This is a genomic window from Hahella sp. CR1 (assembly GCF_029813005.1).
In the GTDB taxonomy this organism is placed as follows: domain Bacteria; phylum Pseudomonadota; class Gammaproteobacteria; order Pseudomonadales; family Oleiphilaceae; genus Hahella.
Genome location: NZ_JAPELK010000007.1, coordinates 1 through 17,900 on the forward strand (window position 1 = coordinate 1; position 17,900 = coordinate 17,900).

Here is a 17,900-nt window from a genome sequence, read left to right on the forward strand (position 1 = left end):
CTGAAGTCTGAAGTCTGAAGTCTGAAGTCTGAAGTCTGAAGTCTGAAGTCTGAAGTCTGAAAGGCGGGCAAAAAAAGAGGGGCTAAAATAGCCCCACAATGAAACAAGGAAAGTTCGATAGAACTACAACCTCAAAGAGTCATCCCTTACGAAACGAATTATGAATTCCTCCCGCCTTCGTGTCTGTTAGAGAAGTGTCGCCTTATGTAACAAATGGTAAGCAAAAAGGCCTAACTCCTTATTTTTACATCACCTAAACCCACCCTCTCTAAAACCCAAATTTTTACGCCCTCAAAAATCCTGACCAAGTAGACAAACTAAAGTAAGCCATTAGTCCAACGCCCATTTGCACGATTGAGGCGTCGGCGCCATTTGGCTAAATTTTCGGACCGCCCGGTAAGATCGCTCGTTTATGGATGAATGTGAGCGGAATGTTAACTGTTCTATTCCAAACACAGTCAGAAAGGAACGCAAATGAAGAAGCCACTGATCCTGGGCGCAGCCGGTCTGGTCGCCTTGGCGTCGGTCGTGGGAATACTTCGTTATTCCGACGGCCCCAAGCCAAGCCCCGACACGCCAGCCGCTTCCAATGAAGCACAACCTGGAGGCGCGGCCCCCGCTGCCGCATTCAGCTCTCCGGCGCCGCTTGACGCCCAATCTCAGACCACCACGTCACAGCCGCCCGCCAGCACGGCGACGCAGGCTGATGCGGATTTTTCCGCCGACGGACCTCCACCTGAACCGGTAAATGATGAGCTGGACGCTAACGACTCCAACGAAGTCATGTCCATGTGGAGCGCTCCAGGAGACGCTGAAGATGTTGTTGTGAACGGCATCCCCGCCAAAAGGATGCACGCCAATATGGAAGCGCTGGATAAGCTGCGCGTGGGACGGCAGTTGGAACTGCCTATCCCGCAAAGAAATGAGTCGCTGCTTGCGGAAATCACTTCCACACACAATCAGCTAGACACCATAGAAGTCTGGAAAGGCCCGCTGGTCGGCGGAGCCCCGACAGATAACGTCATCATCACCCGCGGAGAGATGGACACGCATGTGGTCATCGCCACCCGCACCGGCACTTATTCCGCTGTTATTAATAACGACACCGGACAGGTCACCCTCACCGACGAAGGCGAAATAAACAGCCGGATCACCCCAACTGACGACGGCGTGCCGATTCCACCTCTGGATCTGCCAACGCCCGAGCAGCCTCAAAGCAACTCATAAAATATAAATGAAAAAAGGAAAACTATAATGAATTTTAGTAAAGCCGCCGCCCTTATGTTCGCCGCCAGCGTCGGAGCCGGCTCCGCGCATGCGAAGAACACCGTAGACGTACTGGTTCTGTACATTGACCAAGCGACACAGACCTCCAACGGTCGCGATATCGACGCCCGTATTGCGTCTTATATCGAGTACAGCAACCAAGCCTACGAGAACAGTAATGTTGATATGCGTCTGCGCCTTGTAGGCGCGGAAAAGATCAATTCAAACTATGTTTATGTAAACAGCTCCAACCTGGATTCCTTCAGCCGCAACAACACTGTCGCCTCACTGCGCCAGAAGTACGGCGCTGACCTTGTAACCCTGATCAACCTGCGCGAGCCTATGAATGGCGGCTATGTGTGCGGTATCGGTTATGTTCCACCGGGTAACTCCAGCTCAGGTCAGCTTTACAGCAACGCCGCTTCAGCCGGCTTCAGCCTGGTCGGCGTAGATTGCGGATACAGCACTTTCACTCACGAACTCGGCCATAACATGAGTCTTGGCCACTCTGCCGTTCAAAACTCGCAAGGCGGCATCTGGTCTTGGGCCCGCGGCCACGGCGTGTACGGCTCATTCAGCACCATCATGGCCTATCCACAGGCCTACAACACTCGTAACCAGCTGCAAATGATGTCCAACCCGGACCTCAACAAATGTGAAGGCCAGGCTTGTGGCGTCAGCGCGGGACAGAGCAACGGCGCCGATGCGGCGCAGAACCTGCGCAAGATTGGCGACCAAATCGCAGCTTTCTTCCCCACGAAGATCGACGACGGTGGAGATGGCAACGATAACGGAGACGACAACGGCGGCGATGACAATGGTGGAGATGACGGCGGCGATAATGGAGATAACGGCGACGACACCACCGTATGCAGCAAGCCAGAGTTGAACGACAACCTGGTGGAAGACGGCGACTTCAATGAGCTGTCCAGCTGGACCAGCTACAGCAACGCTGGCGACCTGGGGCAGGCTTACTTCAAGAAAGACTGCGGCCGTGATTATATTCTGGAAATCACTAATCGCTCAGCCTACTACGCTGGCGCTTACCAGAAGCTGACCGGCAAACTGAAAGCTGGCGTTGAGTATAAGTTAACCGCCAAACTCGGCCTGGGTGAAAATGGCAGTCGCGAGAATATGCGCGTCGTATTCAAAGTTTCCGACGACAGCGGCACTCACTATCAATACCTCTCCCGCGCGTCTTTCACCAACAGCGAAATGTCCAAGTATGAACGCACCTTTACGCTGGACGCCAAAGGCTCCATCCGTGAGGTAGGCATGTTGATTTACGGCGCCAGCGCTGGCGTAGACATGCTGGTTGACGAAGTGAAGATTGCTCCTCTCAACCGCGACGGAGACGATGGCGATGACAACGGCGGCGACACCAGCAATCCCGGCGGCAAAGAAATCATCAATGAAGGCTTTGAAAATGGGACTCGCGGCTGGAGCAACTACTTCGGAACCAAACTTTACCTGAGCGACACAGCCGCTTCCGGTAAGTACAGCCTGCTCAGCAACTATCGCTACCGCTGGTACTCCGGCCCTGGATTCAACGCACACGGCCTGTTGGAAGCCGGTAAGTCCTATCAGGTCAGCGCCGACGTTTATCTGACCAGCAGCCGTCGCTCATCCGATAAGGCAGAACTGTGGGTCTACTACGTTGATAACTCCGGTGGTCATTGGAAGAAGCTGGGCGGCCAGGATATCGCCACCTCACAATGGCAGAATATCAGCGGTGAGTTGAACCTTTCTCCGAACGGGACCATCTCTCAGCTGCGTCTGCATGTGATTGGCGCACAGCCTTCCACCAGCATGTACATCGACAACCTGAAAGTAATCAGCAAATAAGGGAAGAGAGATAGACTTTAAAAGCGCAGCTCAAGCTGCGCTTTTTTTATGCCCCCTGTTTACGGGGCCAGACCAGACTGAACTTGGCGCCGCCAAGGTTTTCGCTGCGACCGACAAAGGCTTGTCCGCCGTGCCAATATAGAATTCGTCGAACAATGGAAAGCCCCAGACCGTATCCGCCGGAGCTACGGGTGCGACTATCATCGAGCCTTGCGAAGGCCGTAAATACGCGCTCCCAATCCGCCTCAGGAATACCTGGCCCATCATCTTCAACATCAATACGGCAGGTTTCCTGGCCGAAGTTACAATGCACAACCACTTTCGACTTAGCATAGCGCGTTGCATTGCCCACCAAATTCTGCACTGAGCGATGGATGTAGCGGGGCTCGACTTCAGACACTTTCCAGCGATCCGAACCTCGTACGAAGTCCGCGCTGATTTCCAGGTTTGGTTTAACAGAACTCTGCTCTCCCACCACCTGATTGACGATGTCTTTAACGTTCGCTTCCTGGAAGTCCAGGATAGGTCCACCTTGCTCCAAACGAGCGTAGGTGAGGATTTCATCGATCAGCTCGTTGAGTTCCTGTATGTCCGAATCAATCCCTGACAACTGCTTGTGCAGGAATTGGTCTTCCGTGCTGTCCTCAATCATCTGCACGCCAAAACGAATACGGGCGACAGGCGTACGCAATTCGTGTGACACCGCATGAATCATTTCCCGCTGCACCGCAACCAGCCGCTGAATATGCTCCGCCATTCGATTAAATACCGTCCCCAGGCGTCCAACGGCGTCAAAGCGGTTGTCATCCACCCTGGCGTCCAACTCTCCTCGCGCAATACGACTGGCCACGGTTTCCAGCTTACGCAAGCGGCGCTCCAGTTTTTCCAGCAACAGATAAAGTGTGGCGCCGATACATACCAGCCCGGCGACAATCAGCGTCGTCAACACCGGCCAGGCCCAAGGATTAAACGTCGGCACCGGGTCAATCTGCAAGATGAACTGTTTGTCGAACGACACCGCCAGCGCATCGCCTTTACGACCCTGAGACGGCAACGAAGTCCACCCTTCCTTCAGAAAACGTCCCTGAATATTGGCGGGCCACTCCGCAATCACGCTAAGCGGAACCAAGCTCGCTGACAGGTTAAAGGTCTTGCCCAATTCCAGCAGCGTGTCCTCACGGGACTCTTTAGCCACGGCGCGGGTTTGCAGAGAGATCAAACGCGCTGCCCACAGAGCGCTTTCCAATGGCAGGTCGGCGAAATAGGCGCCCAGCATTTTATCTGGACCAGCCTGGGCGAAAGCATGTATGCCGGCGTTATTGGAAAGAACGATGGTTTGCCCGTAGGCCAGGCGCTCCCGCTCCAACCGACTGAACTCAAACTCCGCCGGAGCGAGCAAATCAAATGTCAGATCAGCGGTGGTGATGGATTTGAGGAATTCCAGCCGCTCTTCCGGCTGTTCTATGACCCAGTTGAATAGCGGCGCCACGCGTTGCTCTCGGTACTGCAGGTAGCGCACGGCGTTTATGGAGTGAAAAAGGCCCAGTGCTATAACTGCATATACGAGCAACGATAACGCTACGCCGCTGTATACGCGCAGAAAGACGTTATTCACAGTGAGCCCTGTTGTCCCGGTTAGGCTTCTTTGACGAAGAGATATCCTTTGCTACGCACCGTTTTGATTCGTCTGGGATGCACCGGATCGTCCCCAATCTTGGGTCGGATGCGGGAAACTCTGACGTCGATGGAGCGATCCTGTCCATCATATTCAATACCGCGCAGTGCGGTAAAAATCTCTTCCCGGCTGAGCACTCTGCCGGCGCTGCTGGCCAGCAACCACAACAAATCGAATTCCGCACTGGTCAAGTCGATACTTTGGTCTTCCAACCAGGCTTCGCGCATAGAGCGATCGATCACCAGGTTGTTGAACACCAGACGCACCGGACCGTCTCCAGACTGCTCGGCGACCGGCGATTCTGCGGCCGCTTCGCCCTGCTCCTTCACCCTGCGCAGCAACGCGCGGATTCTCGCCAGCAACACCCGCGGGCGCACCGGCTTACACATATAATCATCCGCACCCATTTCCAAGCCCAATACCTGGTCCAGGTCATCTGTACGCGCGGTCAGCATCAGAATGGGGCCGTTATAACTCGGCCGTACTTTGCGGCAAATGGAAAGACCGTCTTCGCCCGGCAGCATCAAGTCTAATACGACCAGATCGGGTTGCTCATTCTGAATTCGCTCAACAGCCTTACTGCCATTGGGCTCAACGGAGACCATCAAGCCATTCGATTCAAGATACTCTTTGGTAAGATCGGCCAAACGTTCATCATCTTCAACGATCAATATGCGCCAAGCTTCATTAGTATCCACGGTATCCGTATCTCTCACATTATAGATTTTGAGTCCCGTCCCTGCCCCTGTCGCCATCCTTTCCTGAATGGCCCCCAATAAAATTTAGAATTATTCGTGACTTATAGAAAAATAGCACTTTTATCCACATAAGTATAACCAGTCTTACAAAAATTACCCCTTTCTCAGTCAAGTGACTTAGCAAGTACACCAACGCTTACTTAAAAACAATTGTCATAAACCAGTAACTGCAACGTCACCCCCCTGTCACGTAATCGCCATAGTATCCGCCAAAACACTATAAAGAGAATTACTATGCACACATCAGGTCAGCGAGTCGTCTTAGCCAAGGCGGAATCAAAGAAAGCGGAGCTCTTCGTTCGCGTGGCGCAGCGTAGTGAAGAGGTGATCATGGCGCAGCAACTGCGCTACCGGATATTTACGGAAGAGTTCGGCGCCAATCTCCACAGCCCGGTTCCAGGACTGGACTGTGATAGTTTCGATCCTTTTTGCGATCACCTTTTGGTGAAAGACAACATCAGCGGACAAGTGGTCGCCACCACCCGCTTGCTTGCCGATGACAAAGCAAAACTGGCGGGCAGTTTCTATTCTGAAAGCGAGTTCGACCTTAGCGCTATTTGTCAGCTACCGGGGCGAAAACTGGAAATCGGCCGCACCTGCGTGCACCCCGCCTTCCGCAACGGAGCCACCCTGGCGTTGTTATGGTCCGGCATCGCCAAGTACGTCATTGACAATGAATTCGACTACTTATTGGGATGCGGCTCAATCAGCGTCATAGAGGGCACGGCGGAAGCCTGGTCTATCACGCGCCAGTTACAGGAACGCTGCCTTACAGCGGAAAACGCCAGGGTCATTCCCAAGCGGACCTTACCCCAGCCTGTCGGCCCGGTTCCCAGCAAGTCAGCAGTTCCCCCGTTGATCCGCGCTTATATGCGCCTGGGCGCCCAGATCGGCGGTGATCCATGCTGGGACCCTGACTTCCAGTGCGCTGATTTGTTCATCCTGTTGCACATCGACGCACTGGCGGCGCGCTACGCGAAGCATTTCATGAAAGAACCACAAGCCTGATCACTGCGCCTGACGCCCGGAGGAAGGACGCCATGAATTCAGTTCGCCTGTTTCTGAGAGCCTCGATTCTGATCCCTTATCTGATGTGGGGCGCTGTGCTCGCCGCAATTGTGGCGGTTATAGACGCCATCAAGCCCGGCAGGTTGCGGCGCGCGCCAATCGCTCGCTTCTGGCTGGCGGGTTTATGTCGGGTGCTGAACCTGCGCATTCACGCTTCAGGTGAGCTCCATGACGGGCCGGTGATGGTGATCAGTAACCATATTTCCTGGCTGGATATTCCGGTCCTCGGCGCTATCAAGCCATTACACTTTCTGTCTAAAGCGGAGGTCAGAAGCTGGCCTTTCATTGGCTGGCTGGCGGCGCAGGCCGGCACCCTATTCATTACCCGGGGCGGCGGCAAAGCGCGGCAAGTGATGACGGAGCTGGAGTCCAGCATGCGTGACGGAGCCACAACCCTGATTTTCCCAGAAGGCACGACGACAGATGGCCAGCGGGTAAAAAAATTCCATGGCCGCCTATTGAATGCCGCCATTCGGGCGCAAGTTCCGATACAGCCCATTACCCTGCATTACAGACGGGACAATGTGCCAGATGCTTACGCGCCCTTTATCGGTGACGACGAATTCGTGTCGCATTTGGTAAGACTGATGAAAGCCACGCCGACAGATGTCTACGTGGCGATTCACCCGGTCATGGAAGTCGCAATGGATACGCCTGCGGAAAGCGTCGCCAGGACAGCTCAACAGCAGGTGGAGACATCGTTGCAGCAAATGTACTGGAGCAACGACCCCAAACCTGACTGGGCGTTAGCCGACGGCGTAGCCTGATTTGATTTCGTCATCGGTCGCTTCCCGCACCGATCTGACGTGAACTTCGAAGTACAGGGTTAGTCCCGCCAGAGGATGGTTGGCGTCCACAAGCACTTTGTCTCCGTGGATGCTGACCACCTTGATTACTTTGCGCTCGGCTCCGGACTCAGTTTGAAACAGCATGCCCGGCTTTAACTCATCAACGCCTTCAAACTGATTGACCGGCACTAATTGCACCAGCTCTTCCTTCAGAGGGCCATAAGCCAGCTCGGGGGGTATCGTCAGCGACACGACATCGCCTGCGGTATGCTCCGCCAGCCCTTGTTCAAACCCTGGGGTCACCTGCCCCGCGCCTTGCATAAACACCAGAGGCTCACCGCCGAACGAGGTGTCCACCACCTCTCCTTCGGCGTTTTTCAGGTTGTAATCCACGGTAAAAACTTTCGGTCGCATAATTCTGTTCCGCAAAAAGGCGGGATTCTATCACGAAGCGCCTCGCCTGTTTTACGTGAGGCCGCTAATTTATGGCGAGGCGCTGCTTTAAACGCACCTCCCGCTTCAGCCAGCCATTTCCGCAATCAACAGCTTTTGCTCCATGCGCCCTCTGATTTCCTGAGGCTGATCCAGCTTCATACGCTTGAGTATCGGCGCAAGCTCCAATGGCGTCTCCCGCACATGGATGGCCCGCCACAGCGCCTGCGCCAAACCTAGTTTGGTTGAGGTTTTCGCTTTCAATGCTTTCAGCGCTTTGCCTATCTTCAACTCTTCCTCGGTAAACTCACACCCGAACGGAAAAGCGGGGAACAAGCCCTTGGCGCTGTACTTTTGGTGCAATACGCGGAGTTTTTCCGGCGTATTGCTGCGATAGGCCTCCGGCAGAATGTAGTCCGCCGGCACTTTGCCCGCATGCTTCGCCTGCTGTAGCAACTCGTCCTGAAAGCGTGAATCCGCAACTTTGATCAGCTCGATATACACATCTTTATCCGGCTTTCCGCGCACGTCGGCGATACCGTATTCCGTTACGAAAATATCCCGCAAATGACGGGGGATCGTCATATGCCCATAGTTGAAAATAATATTGGAGAGACTGCGTCCGCCGGAGTTGCGAGTGGATTTCAGCTTGATGATGGAGCGCGCCTGTGGGATCTCATGCGCCATAGCGACAAAGTTATATTGCCCGCCAACGCCGCTCACCACCTTCCCGTTGCATAACCCATCCGAGATCACCGCGCCGTTCAGCGTCACCATCATCGCCGAGTTGATAAAACGGGACTCGGCGCGCTGCGCCACCTTCAACGCCTGTACGCCAAACTTATGGTCATAAAGATGGTTAATGAAGTTGACGCTGGTCATGCAAAACTTTTGATGCTCTTCGTCACTGAGTCCATGAAGCATGTCATAAAAGCGCTGTGGGCCAAGGAAAAAGCCGCCATGCATGACGACCCCGCCTTTCAAACTCTCGCCCAGGCAGACCGCTTCGATTTTCGTACGCGCTTCCTGAGAGCTTAAATCCGGTTCGATCGGTTCTCCTTGCCATACCAGCGCGCCGCCTTTGAACTCGACCTGGGGTTTGAAAATGCCGTACTTAATCAAATACTGCACATCCCGGGCGCGCAACTTGGCATGAATGACGTCCGCATCGACCAGCGCATCAAGGATGCGCAAATCCACCCTGGTGGAGATATCCCCCTGATTCAGCAGCTTTTGCAGAACCAGATCATCAAAGACTTCACGAGTGAGAATGCCAGCCTTGTAGAGATACATAAAACCATCGACCATCATCTCACTGCATCCATACAGTCCTTGGGACAAAGAATCATCGCCGCCAATAGCGTCAACGACTGGGAACTTGTCGCGCAAGTCCAGGTCTCGCATTAATTCGCGGTAAACCTGATTCTGCTCCCTGCGCAGGATCGTGCTGTAAACCAGCGCGCTTCCCAATGATCCGATCCCCACCTGCAGCGTGCCGCCGTCACGAATCAGCGTACTGGCGTTGAAACCAATAAAGTGATCGGCGGGGGATATAGCCATGTTAGGCGTCGCAAACAAGGGATGGTCGAAGTCCCGGCTGTCCACCACGAAGTCAACCCGCTCCGGTTCCAGCACCGCATGATTGTGCATGAAAGGCAGACGACGATTGACCATACCTACAATGGCGATTGGCGCCCCCTGGGCGGCGAGTTCGTGCAGCATGGGCTCCAGATCGATGGACAGATCCGGATTACAACTAAAGCTGTAGTAAGGCTTACCATTGATTTCGCGATAAGCCAACATCTGCAGCACCACATTAACGCCGTTAGCAATGAGATCTCTGGCGGCGTGGGTGTAATTGCTGCTCATGTAATTCTGTTGTTGCCGGGCATTGTTCAAATAGCTGCCGGCTTTGAAGAAGAACTCCGCCACCTCTACATTACGAGGCAGACTGTTGTTACGAAGGTCAAGCACGTAGTCCAGGTCCGGGACGCCGGCGAATTGCCGTTCGACGAAAGGCTCCAGGAAGTTGCGTTCTAATTTACTGCGGCCAACCGGCTTCTCCAGAGACAGCGCAGTCACGATCTTTAAACTAAGACTGGCGTCATCTTTGGCCCGCTGGTAGATCGCATTCACCAGAGGAACAGGCTTGCCCAGACCAAGCGGCAGGCCAAGCACGATCTTATTCCCCACTCTTTCAATAATAGCGTCGACGCAATCGGACAACTTCCTGAAGGTCCGTGGACGTTCTTGACTCATAATCGCTGGTTCCTTTTGTTATTTTTCGCCAACCACAGTACGGCCGCATACAATCCAACCCACCCCGCGGTCAGACGTCATAGACTTGACGTAGAAGACTATCGCTCTGGGAACGCTACATGGCGTCAGGGATCGCCGCCGTGACTCACGCGCCCAGTATGTGAATGAACACTAGGAAATGACTTGACGATCGTCAATAGAGAATCAAACCGACCATAGGATAAATCCTAGCGCATAAAAAAAGCGGCGCTGTTGCGCCGCTTAGCGTAGCAATGTCGCATCCATGCGCGGTTATGAAAGTTAAATCTTGAATTGGCGCACCAGGTCGCGCAGACGTTTGGCGTCTGCGGAAGACTTCTTGTTCGCTTCGACGGTTTCTCCCGCCCGGACAACGGAGTCATCCGCCACTTTGGCGATATTGACCACGTTTTCGTTGATCTCTGATACCACCAGACTCTGTTCGTGGGCGGCTTCTGCAATGAACGTACTCATCTCCGTAATCTTGTCCACCGCCCCGGCGATGATCTCAATTGACTTGCCCGCCTCCTGAACCTGGGTGACGCCATGTTGCGCCTGGTCTTTCACCAGTCCCATGCCGGCTTTGACCTCCTCTGTGGAGTGCTGCAATCGCGCGATGATCTGCTGAATCTCGTCGGTGGACTCATGAGTACGTTGCGCCAGGGTGCGCACTTCGTCCGCCACTACGGCGAAGCCCCTTCCCTGTTCGCCAGCCCGCGCCGCCTCGATCGCCGCGTTAAGCGCCAGCAGGTTTGTCTGCTCGGAAACGCTTTTGATAACGTCCAAAACCGTACCGATGTTCTGGCCTTCTACCGCCAGTTTCTCTGTCACGTCCGTCGCATGATCCACTTCTTTGGCCAGGCTTTGAATAACCGTGATGGCCTGCTGCACAACTTTCTCGCCCTGCTGCGCCGTTTCATCCGCCTTCTGCGTAGCCTCTGAAGCCTGCGCCGCGCTCTTGGCGACGCCATCGATCGCGGATGACATTTCCGTACTGGCGGTGGCCACCATATCTATTTGCTGCTGCTGGTTACTCATCTCCCTGGAGATTTCCTCCACCTTGTCGCTGGACTCGGTGAAGCTGTGCAGCAGTTGATCCGATGTCTCCACCACCTGCCCGATAATGCCCTGTAGCTTTTCTATAAATATGTTGAACTGCTCGCCCAACGCTGCAAACTCGTCTTTACGCTTGAACTTCAGACGTTGCGTCAAATCTCCGTCGCCCTGCGCGATATCGCTGATAGCGTGGGTGACATTGCTCAAAGGCGTCAGCACTGTGGTTTTCAGCAGTAAAATCATGACCGCCGCCAAAATAGCGTCGAGCACAATAATCTGCACCACGGTTTTCATAAAGACCCGGTCCAACGCGACTTTCACCGGCGTCTGGTCGATATAAAGCTCCACCTTGCCGACTTTGTTCTCTGCGCCGCTTTCCACGTAAATCAGGTCACGGGTCAGCACCATATCCTGACTCAGGTCAGGCAGATCCGCCCCTTCTTCAACTTTCTGGATTTCGCCTTCGCCACTTTCCTTATATTGGGCGGCCAACCTGTTTTCTTCGTTACTAACGACGATGCCGGCCACAATGGCGTCCTGCATTTCTGATTCGATGTTGCGGTTCAGGAATTCCGTTTCGTAGTTCCATATCGGAGCCGGCAGGCTCAGCGACAACCGTCCAAGTATGTTGTTCGCACTTTTTTCAAGTCTCGCCTGTACTTCGCTTTTCGTCGTCGAGTAATCGAAGTATCCGAAACCGATCAACATAAGCGTCGCCAGACTTAGAAACAGCAACGGCAAACGGACACTGATACTTGATAAATTCATCACACAGCCTCAAACCGGATCACATGACAGAAATTGGAGCGTGCGGAAAGATGTTTCAGGGTTATTCCAAGCTATCTCAGATAACGGCCTGATATATGTTGGGAAAGTTTTCCGCACGTACTTAATGAATAAGTCTATACCATGCTGTGTAATTCGCCATTTTACGCAGGACAAACAAGGCGCAGGCGAAGGAAAAAATTGTAAAAGGTCAAAAAACAGATAAGGAAGGAAAGAGAGTTTACTGAGAAGTCCGCGATGACAAGGATTAACGGAGGGATTTAGCGCCGGATTCGCGCCCTGACAAAGCCAGGAGCGCCCATTCGCAAGCAGTTACTCAGAAGTTCCAGGAAACAGAAACGCTTACGCCTTCTTCGATGGCGTCAAAATTATATTGAGGATGGGAAAGTACTTGACCGAAAGTTTGAGGGCGATGGCCCTGGGGTTCGACGTCTACAGCGCCTTTCAGAAACTGGTTCGCCAGTATCACCAGCGCCCGGCGTACGCAATCGCCAGCTCCGCCTTCACTGACTGCGCCCTGAGCGGTGTAGTTTTGATCCGCTGGCCATACTGCTTGAGCGGGCTCTGCAGCATCTACTCGGGAGACCTGACCGGCAACATTCAGAACCAGAAGGAGGGCGAATAGTCTTAACATCATGGCGCTGGTCTCCGGAAAACTACTTACAACTTACGGGTTCGTTTCTATGGTTCCAATACTACTGTATAAAATTTACCCGCGGCGTGACTAAGTTATCAAAAGCCATACTTTCGTCTGATTTTAGCCATAATTATGACAAAAAGTAGTCTTTGTCACGTTTTTTACGCCTGTGACGCTTTTTCGCCAGACCTTTGCGCCAGCCAGTCGGCGCTTATAGCCCATACGTTTTGAGGCGCTTTCCCCCCTGCGAACACGCCGGCATGGCCGCCGGGAGCAACACAGAACTCCTTGTCTTCCGTAGAAACAATGTCCAGCACTTTATGAGCGGCTTTGATGCTGACCAATTTATCCGCGTCGCCTGCAAACGCCAGAATCGAGCATTTGATAGCGGAGAACTCCGCAGACGTCGCCCCCATCTTCATGCGCCCCTTCGCCATCTGGTTCTGCAGACCCATCTTCACCAGCATCTCTTTGATGGTCTGCCCTGGGTAGTCCACCATATCGTTGAACCACTGGCTCATGGTGGTGTGATTTTTGACGAACTCCCGATCCCACAGGTTCACCAGCAGCTCCAATGAACTGATCAGGCTGCCCATTGGGTTGGTGAGCTTGAACGCCAGGGAGTTCACCCATCCGGGGATATGCAGAAAACGCGCAGGTAAATCCATCAGAGAGAAATTTAATACCCGGGAAATAATATTGGCGGGCCGATAGACCAATGACAGCACCCTTCCCGCCATACCACTCTGATGCATGTCCACCGGGCTCGCCACGGTCACCAGATTGCGAATATTAGGATCTTGGCTCGCCGCTGCGTACATAAGCGTCAGCAGCCCGCCCATGCAGTAGGAGAAAAAGGAGACGTCTTCGCGGCCGCTATGCAGACGGATTTGCCGCAAAGCGTCGGGCATCCACTGCGTTACATAGGTTTCCAGAGACAGGTGAGAATGATCTTCGGTCACTTCACCCCAATCGATCAGATAAACGTCAAAGCCTTTGGCCAAAAAGTAACGGACAATGCTGCGTTGCGGCAAAATATCGAAAATCATCGACGTCGCCGCCAGGGGCGGAACCAGCACCAACGGCGTGTGTTGCTTCACTCTTTCGACAGGGATAGTTTCATCGCCGACCTGAATTTCGTCCTCTTCCAGCGGGAGATAGTGACGCACCGACATAATGCCGTCGCGGTAGATCTCCTCATACGGACTCAGATTCGCAATGAAAAAGTTCTCGGAAAACAGATAGCGCTCAAGGGCGTTAAGAGCGCCCCACATTAGTTTTTCCGACCAGGCTGGGGCTTCCGCCTTTACATCCGCGACCATATTTTAGTGCTCTGTGCTGTTGTTATTGTATTTTCACCCGCTCATTCAGGCGGTTACGCCAACCTGAATGAGCGCAGCATACCTGTTAAGGGCATGGGAAAGTATAACGCTGATGCGCCTCTTCCAGATCCTGCAACACCTCGTTACTGAGCGTCAGGTTAGCGCTGTCGATATTAGAACGCAGCTGGTCCATGCTGGTGGCGCCAATAATGTTGCTGGTGACGAAGGGTCGAGAAGTCACGAACGCCAGCGCCATTTGCGCCGGGTCCAGCCCATGCTTTTCCGCTACTTCCACGTAAGTTTGCGTCGCCAGTTCGGCTTGCGCTCCCAAGTAGCGGCTGAAACGGCTGAATAACGTAATACGCGCATTGGCGGGACGCTGACCGCCCAGATATTTACCACTGAGAATGCCAAAGGCCAGTGGTGAGTACGCCAACAACCCGACGCTCTCGCGGTGCGCCACTTCCGCCAGTCCGACTTCAAAGGTGCGATTCAATAAATTGTAGGGGTTTTGAATGCTCACCGCTCTGGGCAATCCAAGGGATTCAGCATAGTTGAGATACTTCATCGCCCCCCAGGGCGTCTCGTTGGACAGCCCGATGTGCCGAACTTTGCCGCTTTTCACCAGCTCCGCCAGCGCTTCAAGGGTTTCAAGAATGGGGGTGGCGTCCTCTTCTTCCTTGTGCTCATAACCCAGCTTGCCAAAGAAGTTCGTGTTGCGGTCCGGCCAATGCACCTGATACAGATCCACGTAGTCGGTTTGCAAACGTTTAAGGCTGGCGTCGATGGCTTCGCTGATATGGGCGGCGGTCAGGCGCGGCCCGCCGCGCAGATAACTGAATGAGGCCGCGGGACCGGTAACCTTGGTGGCGATAAGCAATTTGTTGCGGTCACTGCGATTTTTCAGCCAGGAACCAAGATAGGCCTCCGTGCGTCCTTGCGTATCCGCCTGAGGCGGCACCGGATACATCTCCGCCGTATCAATGAAGTTAATACCCTGGCCTACAGCGTAATCCAGCTGCTCGTGCGCTTCCGCTTCCGTATTCTGTTGCCCCCAGGTCATCGTACCCAGACAAATGGTGCTGACGTTCAGGTCCGTTTTTCCTAACTGACGGTATTGCATGGCATCCCCTTCTGAGTAATCACATTAGCGGCGAACAGGCTCACAGCCTGCAAAATATGGCGGTTGACCGCAAACCATAACGGTCGACTACAAAAATGGCAATCGTCACAAATCTGCAATCTCCGATTAGTTTTTCTGTAACTTTGCGGGAGGAAGGTAGTCCTAGCCAAGCCATATTTGTGAGATGCATGATTTTAAAGCACAGCTTGCAGGACATTCAGGGACGAGCCGCTGAAGCGGAACGGGAACGTCCGCGCCCCAAAATAGCCATTGTGACCGAAACTTTCTTCCCCGAAATCAATGGCGTCGCCAATACGCTGCGCTACGTCAGCGAAGGATTATCCCGCCAATACCGGGTGCAGGTGGTGCGCCCCAATCAGCCTCTCGGAGAGAGGCGCGAGCTGATTGACGCCATGGAGCATATTCTGGTGCGCGGCCGTCCGATTCCCGGATATGGCGAGCTGAAGTTCGGCCTGCCCTGTCGCCGACGCTTATTGAAAGCCTGGCGTCAGGACACGCCAAGCGCCGTTTATGTAGCGACTCAGGGGCCTTTGGGCTGGAGCGCGGTGAGCGCGGCTACTGAGTTGGGCGTGCCGGTGGTCAGCGGTTTTCACACCAACTTTCACAGCTACAGCGCCTTTTACGGATTCGGCTGGTTAACCAAACTCATCACCCGCTACCTGACCTGGTTTCATCACCGCACGCTGCTGACGCTGACGCCGACCCGGCAAACCGCCGAGGCAGTCTCCCAGATGGGAGTGCGCAACACCCGGGTCTGGAGCCGCGGCGTGGATTGCAGTCAGTTCAATCCCTCGCTTCGCTGTCAGCATCTGCGTGAGGAATGGGGAGTGCGCGAGGAAAGCCCTGTATTCATTTATGTGGGGCGTCTCGCCAGCGAGAAAAATATTCATCTCGCGATCGCCGCCTTCCGACGCGCCCAGCAACAGGTCAGCAAGGCGCGCATGGTGATGGTGGGCGGCGGCCCCTTGCGGGAACGCATCGCCGCCAAACATCCGGACATCATTCTGGCGGGCGTAAAACGCGGCGACGACCTGGCGCGCCACTACGCCAGCGCAGACATTTTTCTGTTTCCCAGCCTCACCGACACCTTCGGCAATGTCGTCCTGGAGGCGATGGCCAGCGGACTGGGAATCGTCAGTTTCGACGACGCCGCCGCCCGAGAACACCTGGAGCACGAAGTCAGCGGCATGTTGGCGCCACAACAGGACTGCGACGCGTTCTGCCGTCACGCCCTGACGTTGGCGCTGCGTCCGAGCCATCTCAAGCGCCTTCGCGCCGCGGCGCGCGGTCGCGCATTACCGTTGGATTGGAGTCAGATTGTCGATCGTTTCGCACACATTCTTTTGTCCGGAGAAGCTAAAGGGGAGCAACAACATGAATCAGCCAAGAGCCTCAGAGCTGTTTCGCCGAGCTGACGAGCTTGAGCAAAGCATCTGCCGCACCGCCATCGCCTGGGCCAGACGCCGTCGTCTTGCGCCGTTTTTCCGCACAGTAAGTCGCCTCGGCGACGGAGTGTTCTGGTACGCCCTGATCGGCGTCGTATGCATGATTGAAGGCTGGGAAACCGGGCGCTTCATGATTGTCACCGCCCTCATCTGCACCGCGATCTATAAGCTACTCAAGCTATGGCTCGTGCGTGAACGTCCCTTCATCACCCATAACGACATTACTTGCGACGCCAAAGTGCTGGACAAATACAGCTTCCCCAGCGGCCACACCCTGCACGCGGTATGCTTCACTCTGCTGACGGCGGAAATCAGTCCCGTTCTGGCGTTGTGCGTGCTGCCTTTTACGCTTTGTGTCGCATTGTCTAGAGTCGTGCTTGGCCTGCATTATCCCAGTGACGTGCTGGTGGGCGCCGCCATCGGCTTTTCCATTGGGGCCACGGCATTGTCCGTATAGGCCTATAGAGCTAGAGAACAGGCTGTACAAAAACAAGCCTAGAGGGCATATGACAAATAATTAACCCGCTCTCCTACGGGAACGCGCTGGAATCGGCTTCCGCACGCGTTTATACCATGGACCCTGAGCGAACGATTAAAGTACAATCCCGGCAACGACAAAAAAACGATAGGGATTAACTTTTATTATGCCGCAGGCGACTGCCGACCTATTTTCGTCACCTTGCTTGCAGTTCAAGGGTAGCATGGTTCCCCTAACCACCCTGGAGCTGTTGTATTTCGAACCGGATAAATTCTCCGAAGAATTACGGGAAAAGGTGAAGCAAGCTCCCAACCTGTTTCATAACCTGCCTATCGTCGTTGGACTCGAAAAACTGGCTGAAGCCCACTCTCCTCTCGATTTCTCCTTGATTCAAACGCTTTGCGAACAAGAAGGCATTCGCCTGATCGGGGTGAGGACAGATGCGCCGGAACAGACTTCCGCCGCACAGACTGCCGGGCTGGCGGTGTTTCAACCGTCCCGAGGAACCCGAAACGCAGAGGCGGAAACGCCTGTGCAGGAGCCAACGCCCAGCGCCGCCACTGAGACCGGGCGAGATGAAGCGCCGCCTCAGCGTGTCGCCAATCGCGTCATCACCACGCCCGTCCGCTCAGGGCAACAGGTGTACGCCCCCGGCGGCGATCTGATCGTGTTGGCGCCGGTCAGCGCCGGCGCAGAAATTCTGGCCGACGGCAATATTCACGTCTACGCTCCATTACGTGGACGCGCGCTGGCTGGAGTGCAAGGGGACGCCAGCGCCCGCATATTCTGCCAGAGCCTGGAGGCTGAGCTTGTATCAGTAGCGGGGCAGTATAAAATCAGTGAAGACTTACAGGGCGAGCATTGGAAACAAGCGGCGCAAATATGCCTGGATGGGGAAAAGCTGACAATAAAGGCCATGTAGC

15 protein-coding genes are annotated in these 17,900 nt (G+C 54.4%); 7 read left to right on the forward strand and 8 right to left on the reverse strand.

The window, feature by feature from the left end:
* Positions 1 to 474: 474 nt before the first annotated feature.
* Entirely contained in the window at positions 475 to 1,227 is a 753-nt protein-coding gene (locus ONV78_RS17440) for a hypothetical protein (protein ID WP_279505031.1), read from the forward strand.
* A gap of 27 nt (positions 1,228 to 1,254) precedes the next feature.
* Positions 1,255 to 3,111: a carbohydrate binding domain-containing protein gene (locus ONV78_RS17445; RefSeq protein WP_279505032.1), complete on the forward strand. Its 1,857-nt coding sequence runs from the start codon at positions 1,255 to 1,257 to the stop codon at positions 3,109 to 3,111.
* Between the two features lie 46 nt (positions 3,112 to 3,157).
* On the opposite strand, the gene ONV78_RS17450 is transcribed toward ONV78_RS17445, so the two are convergent.
* Both ONV78_RS17450 and ONV78_RS17455 read right to left on the reverse strand, forming a co-directional pair.
* Positions 3,158 to 4,726, reverse strand: a complete 1,569-nt coding sequence (locus ONV78_RS17450) for an ATP-binding protein (protein WP_216739581.1) — start codon at positions 4,724 to 4,726, stop codon at positions 3,158 to 3,160.
* Positions 4,727 to 4,746: 20 nt separating this feature from the next.
* Positions 4,747 to 5,541 (reverse strand): response regulator, encoded by a 795-nt coding sequence (locus ONV78_RS17455; RefSeq protein WP_253938648.1) that lies wholly within the window; start codon positions 5,539 to 5,541, stop codon positions 4,747 to 4,749.
* A 237-nt stretch (positions 5,542 to 5,778) separates the two neighbouring features.
* Here ONV78_RS17455 and ONV78_RS17460 point away from each other — a divergent pair, with 237 nt between their 5' ends.
* Both ONV78_RS17460 and ONV78_RS17465 read left to right on the forward strand, forming a co-directional pair.
* On the forward strand, positions 5,779 to 6,552 hold the full coding sequence (locus ONV78_RS17460; protein ID WP_279505035.1) for a GNAT family N-acyltransferase: 774 nt from the start codon (positions 5,779 to 5,781) through the stop codon (positions 6,550 to 6,552).
* Between the two features lie 32 nt (positions 6,553 to 6,584).
* Positions 6,585 to 7,379, forward strand: coding sequence for a lysophospholipid acyltransferase family protein (locus tag ONV78_RS17465; RefSeq protein ID WP_216739583.1), 795 nt, complete (start codon positions 6,585 to 6,587; stop codon positions 7,377 to 7,379).
* On the opposite strand, the gene ONV78_RS17470 is transcribed toward ONV78_RS17465, so the two are convergent.
* The 6 genes from ONV78_RS17470 to ONV78_RS17495 form a co-directional block, all read right to left on the reverse strand.
* Positions 7,359 to 7,814 (reverse strand): peptidylprolyl isomerase, encoded by a 456-nt coding sequence (locus tag ONV78_RS17470; RefSeq protein ID WP_279505037.1) that lies wholly within the window; start codon positions 7,812 to 7,814, stop codon positions 7,359 to 7,361. The genes ONV78_RS17465 and ONV78_RS17470 overlap by 21 nt on opposite strands.
* A 105-nt stretch (positions 7,815 to 7,919) precedes the next feature.
* On the reverse strand, positions 7,920 to 10,091 hold the full coding sequence (locus ONV78_RS17475) for an acetyl-CoA hydrolase/transferase C-terminal domain-containing protein (protein WP_279505039.1): 2,172 nt from the start codon (positions 10,089 to 10,091) through the stop codon (positions 7,920 to 7,922).
* A 300-nt stretch (positions 10,092 to 10,391) separates the two neighbouring features.
* Entirely contained in the window at positions 10,392 to 11,933 is a 1,542-nt protein-coding gene (locus ONV78_RS17480; RefSeq protein ID WP_279505041.1) for a methyl-accepting chemotaxis protein, read from the reverse strand.
* Positions 11,934 to 12,267: 334 nt separating this feature from the next.
* Positions 12,268 to 12,588: a hypothetical protein gene (locus ONV78_RS17485; protein WP_216739587.1), complete on the reverse strand. Its 321-nt coding sequence runs from the start codon at positions 12,586 to 12,588 to the stop codon at positions 12,268 to 12,270.
* 161 nt (positions 12,589 to 12,749) lie between these two features.
* Positions 12,750 to 13,910: an alpha/beta fold hydrolase gene (locus ONV78_RS17490; RefSeq protein WP_279505044.1), complete on the reverse strand. Its 1,161-nt coding sequence runs from the start codon at positions 13,908 to 13,910 to the stop codon at positions 12,750 to 12,752.
* Positions 13,911 to 13,995: 85 nt separating this feature from the next.
* Complete coding sequence (locus ONV78_RS17495; protein WP_279505045.1) at positions 13,996 to 15,033, reverse strand: NADP(H)-dependent aldo-keto reductase; 1,038 nt, start codon at positions 15,031 to 15,033, stop codon at positions 13,996 to 13,998.
* 188 nt (positions 15,034 to 15,221) lie between these two features.
* Here ONV78_RS17495 and ONV78_RS17500 point away from each other — a divergent pair, with 188 nt between their 5' ends.
* From ONV78_RS17500 to minC, 3 genes are all read left to right on the forward strand, one after another.
* Complete coding sequence (locus tag ONV78_RS17500; protein ID WP_279505046.1) at positions 15,222 to 16,469, forward strand: glycosyltransferase family 1 protein; 1,248 nt, start codon at positions 15,222 to 15,224, stop codon at positions 16,467 to 16,469.
* A complete protein-coding gene (locus ONV78_RS17505) occupies positions 16,429 to 16,956 on the forward strand; it encodes a phosphatase PAP2 family protein (RefSeq protein ID WP_127972796.1) in 528 nt (175 codons plus the stop codon). The genes ONV78_RS17500 and ONV78_RS17505 overlap by 41 nt, the downstream gene beginning before the upstream one ends.
* 187 nt (positions 16,957 to 17,143) lie before the next feature.
* Positions 17,144 to 17,899, forward strand: coding sequence for a septum site-determining protein MinC (minC, locus tag ONV78_RS17510; protein ID WP_279505066.1), 756 nt, complete (start codon positions 17,144 to 17,146; stop codon positions 17,897 to 17,899).
* Position 17,900: the final 1 nt, after the last annotated feature.

Coding starts and splice junctions, on each gene's coding strand:
- ONV78_RS17440 (WP_279505031.1), top strand. CDS start 475: ATGAAGAAGCCACTGATCCTGGGCGCAGCCGGTCTGGTCGCCTTGGCG.
- ONV78_RS17445 (WP_279505032.1), top strand. CDS start 1,255: ATGAATTTTAGTAAAGCCGCCGCCCTTATGTTCGCCGCCAGCGTCGGA.
- ONV78_RS17455 (WP_253938648.1), bottom strand. CDS start 5,541: ATGGCGACAGGGGCAGGGACGGGACTCAAAATCTATAATGTGAGAGAT.
- ONV78_RS17460 (WP_279505035.1), top strand. CDS start 5,779: ATGCACACATCAGGTCAGCGAGTCGTCTTAGCCAAGGCGGAATCAAAG.
- ONV78_RS17465 (WP_216739583.1), top strand. CDS start 6,585: ATGAATTCAGTTCGCCTGTTTCTGAGAGCCTCGATTCTGATCCCTTAT.
- ONV78_RS17470 (WP_279505037.1), bottom strand. CDS start 7,814: ATGCGACCGAAAGTTTTTACCGTGGATTACAACCTGAAAAACGCCGAA.
- ONV78_RS17475 (WP_279505039.1), bottom strand. CDS start 10,091: ATGAGTCAAGAACGTCCACGGACCTTCAGGAAGTTGTCCGATTGCGTC.
- ONV78_RS17480 (WP_279505041.1), bottom strand. CDS start 11,933: ATGAATTTATCAAGTATCAGTGTCCGTTTGCCGTTGCTGTTTCTAAGT.
- ONV78_RS17485 (WP_216739587.1), bottom strand. CDS start 12,588: ATGATGTTAAGACTATTCGCCCTCCTTCTGGTTCTGAATGTTGCCGGT.
- ONV78_RS17490 (WP_279505044.1), bottom strand. CDS start 13,910: ATGGTCGCGGATGTAAAGGCGGAAGCCCCAGCCTGGTCGGAAAAACTA.
- ONV78_RS17495 (WP_279505045.1), bottom strand. CDS start 15,033: ATGCAATACCGTCAGTTAGGAAAAACGGACCTGAACGTCAGCACCATT.
- ONV78_RS17500 (WP_279505046.1), top strand. CDS start 15,222: ATGATTTTAAAGCACAGCTTGCAGGACATTCAGGGACGAGCCGCTGAA.
- ONV78_RS17505 (WP_127972796.1), top strand. CDS start 16,429: ATGAATCAGCCAAGAGCCTCAGAGCTGTTTCGCCGAGCTGACGAGCTT.
- minC (WP_279505066.1), top strand. CDS start 17,144: ATGCCGCAGGCGACTGCCGACCTATTTTCGTCACCTTGCTTGCAGTTC.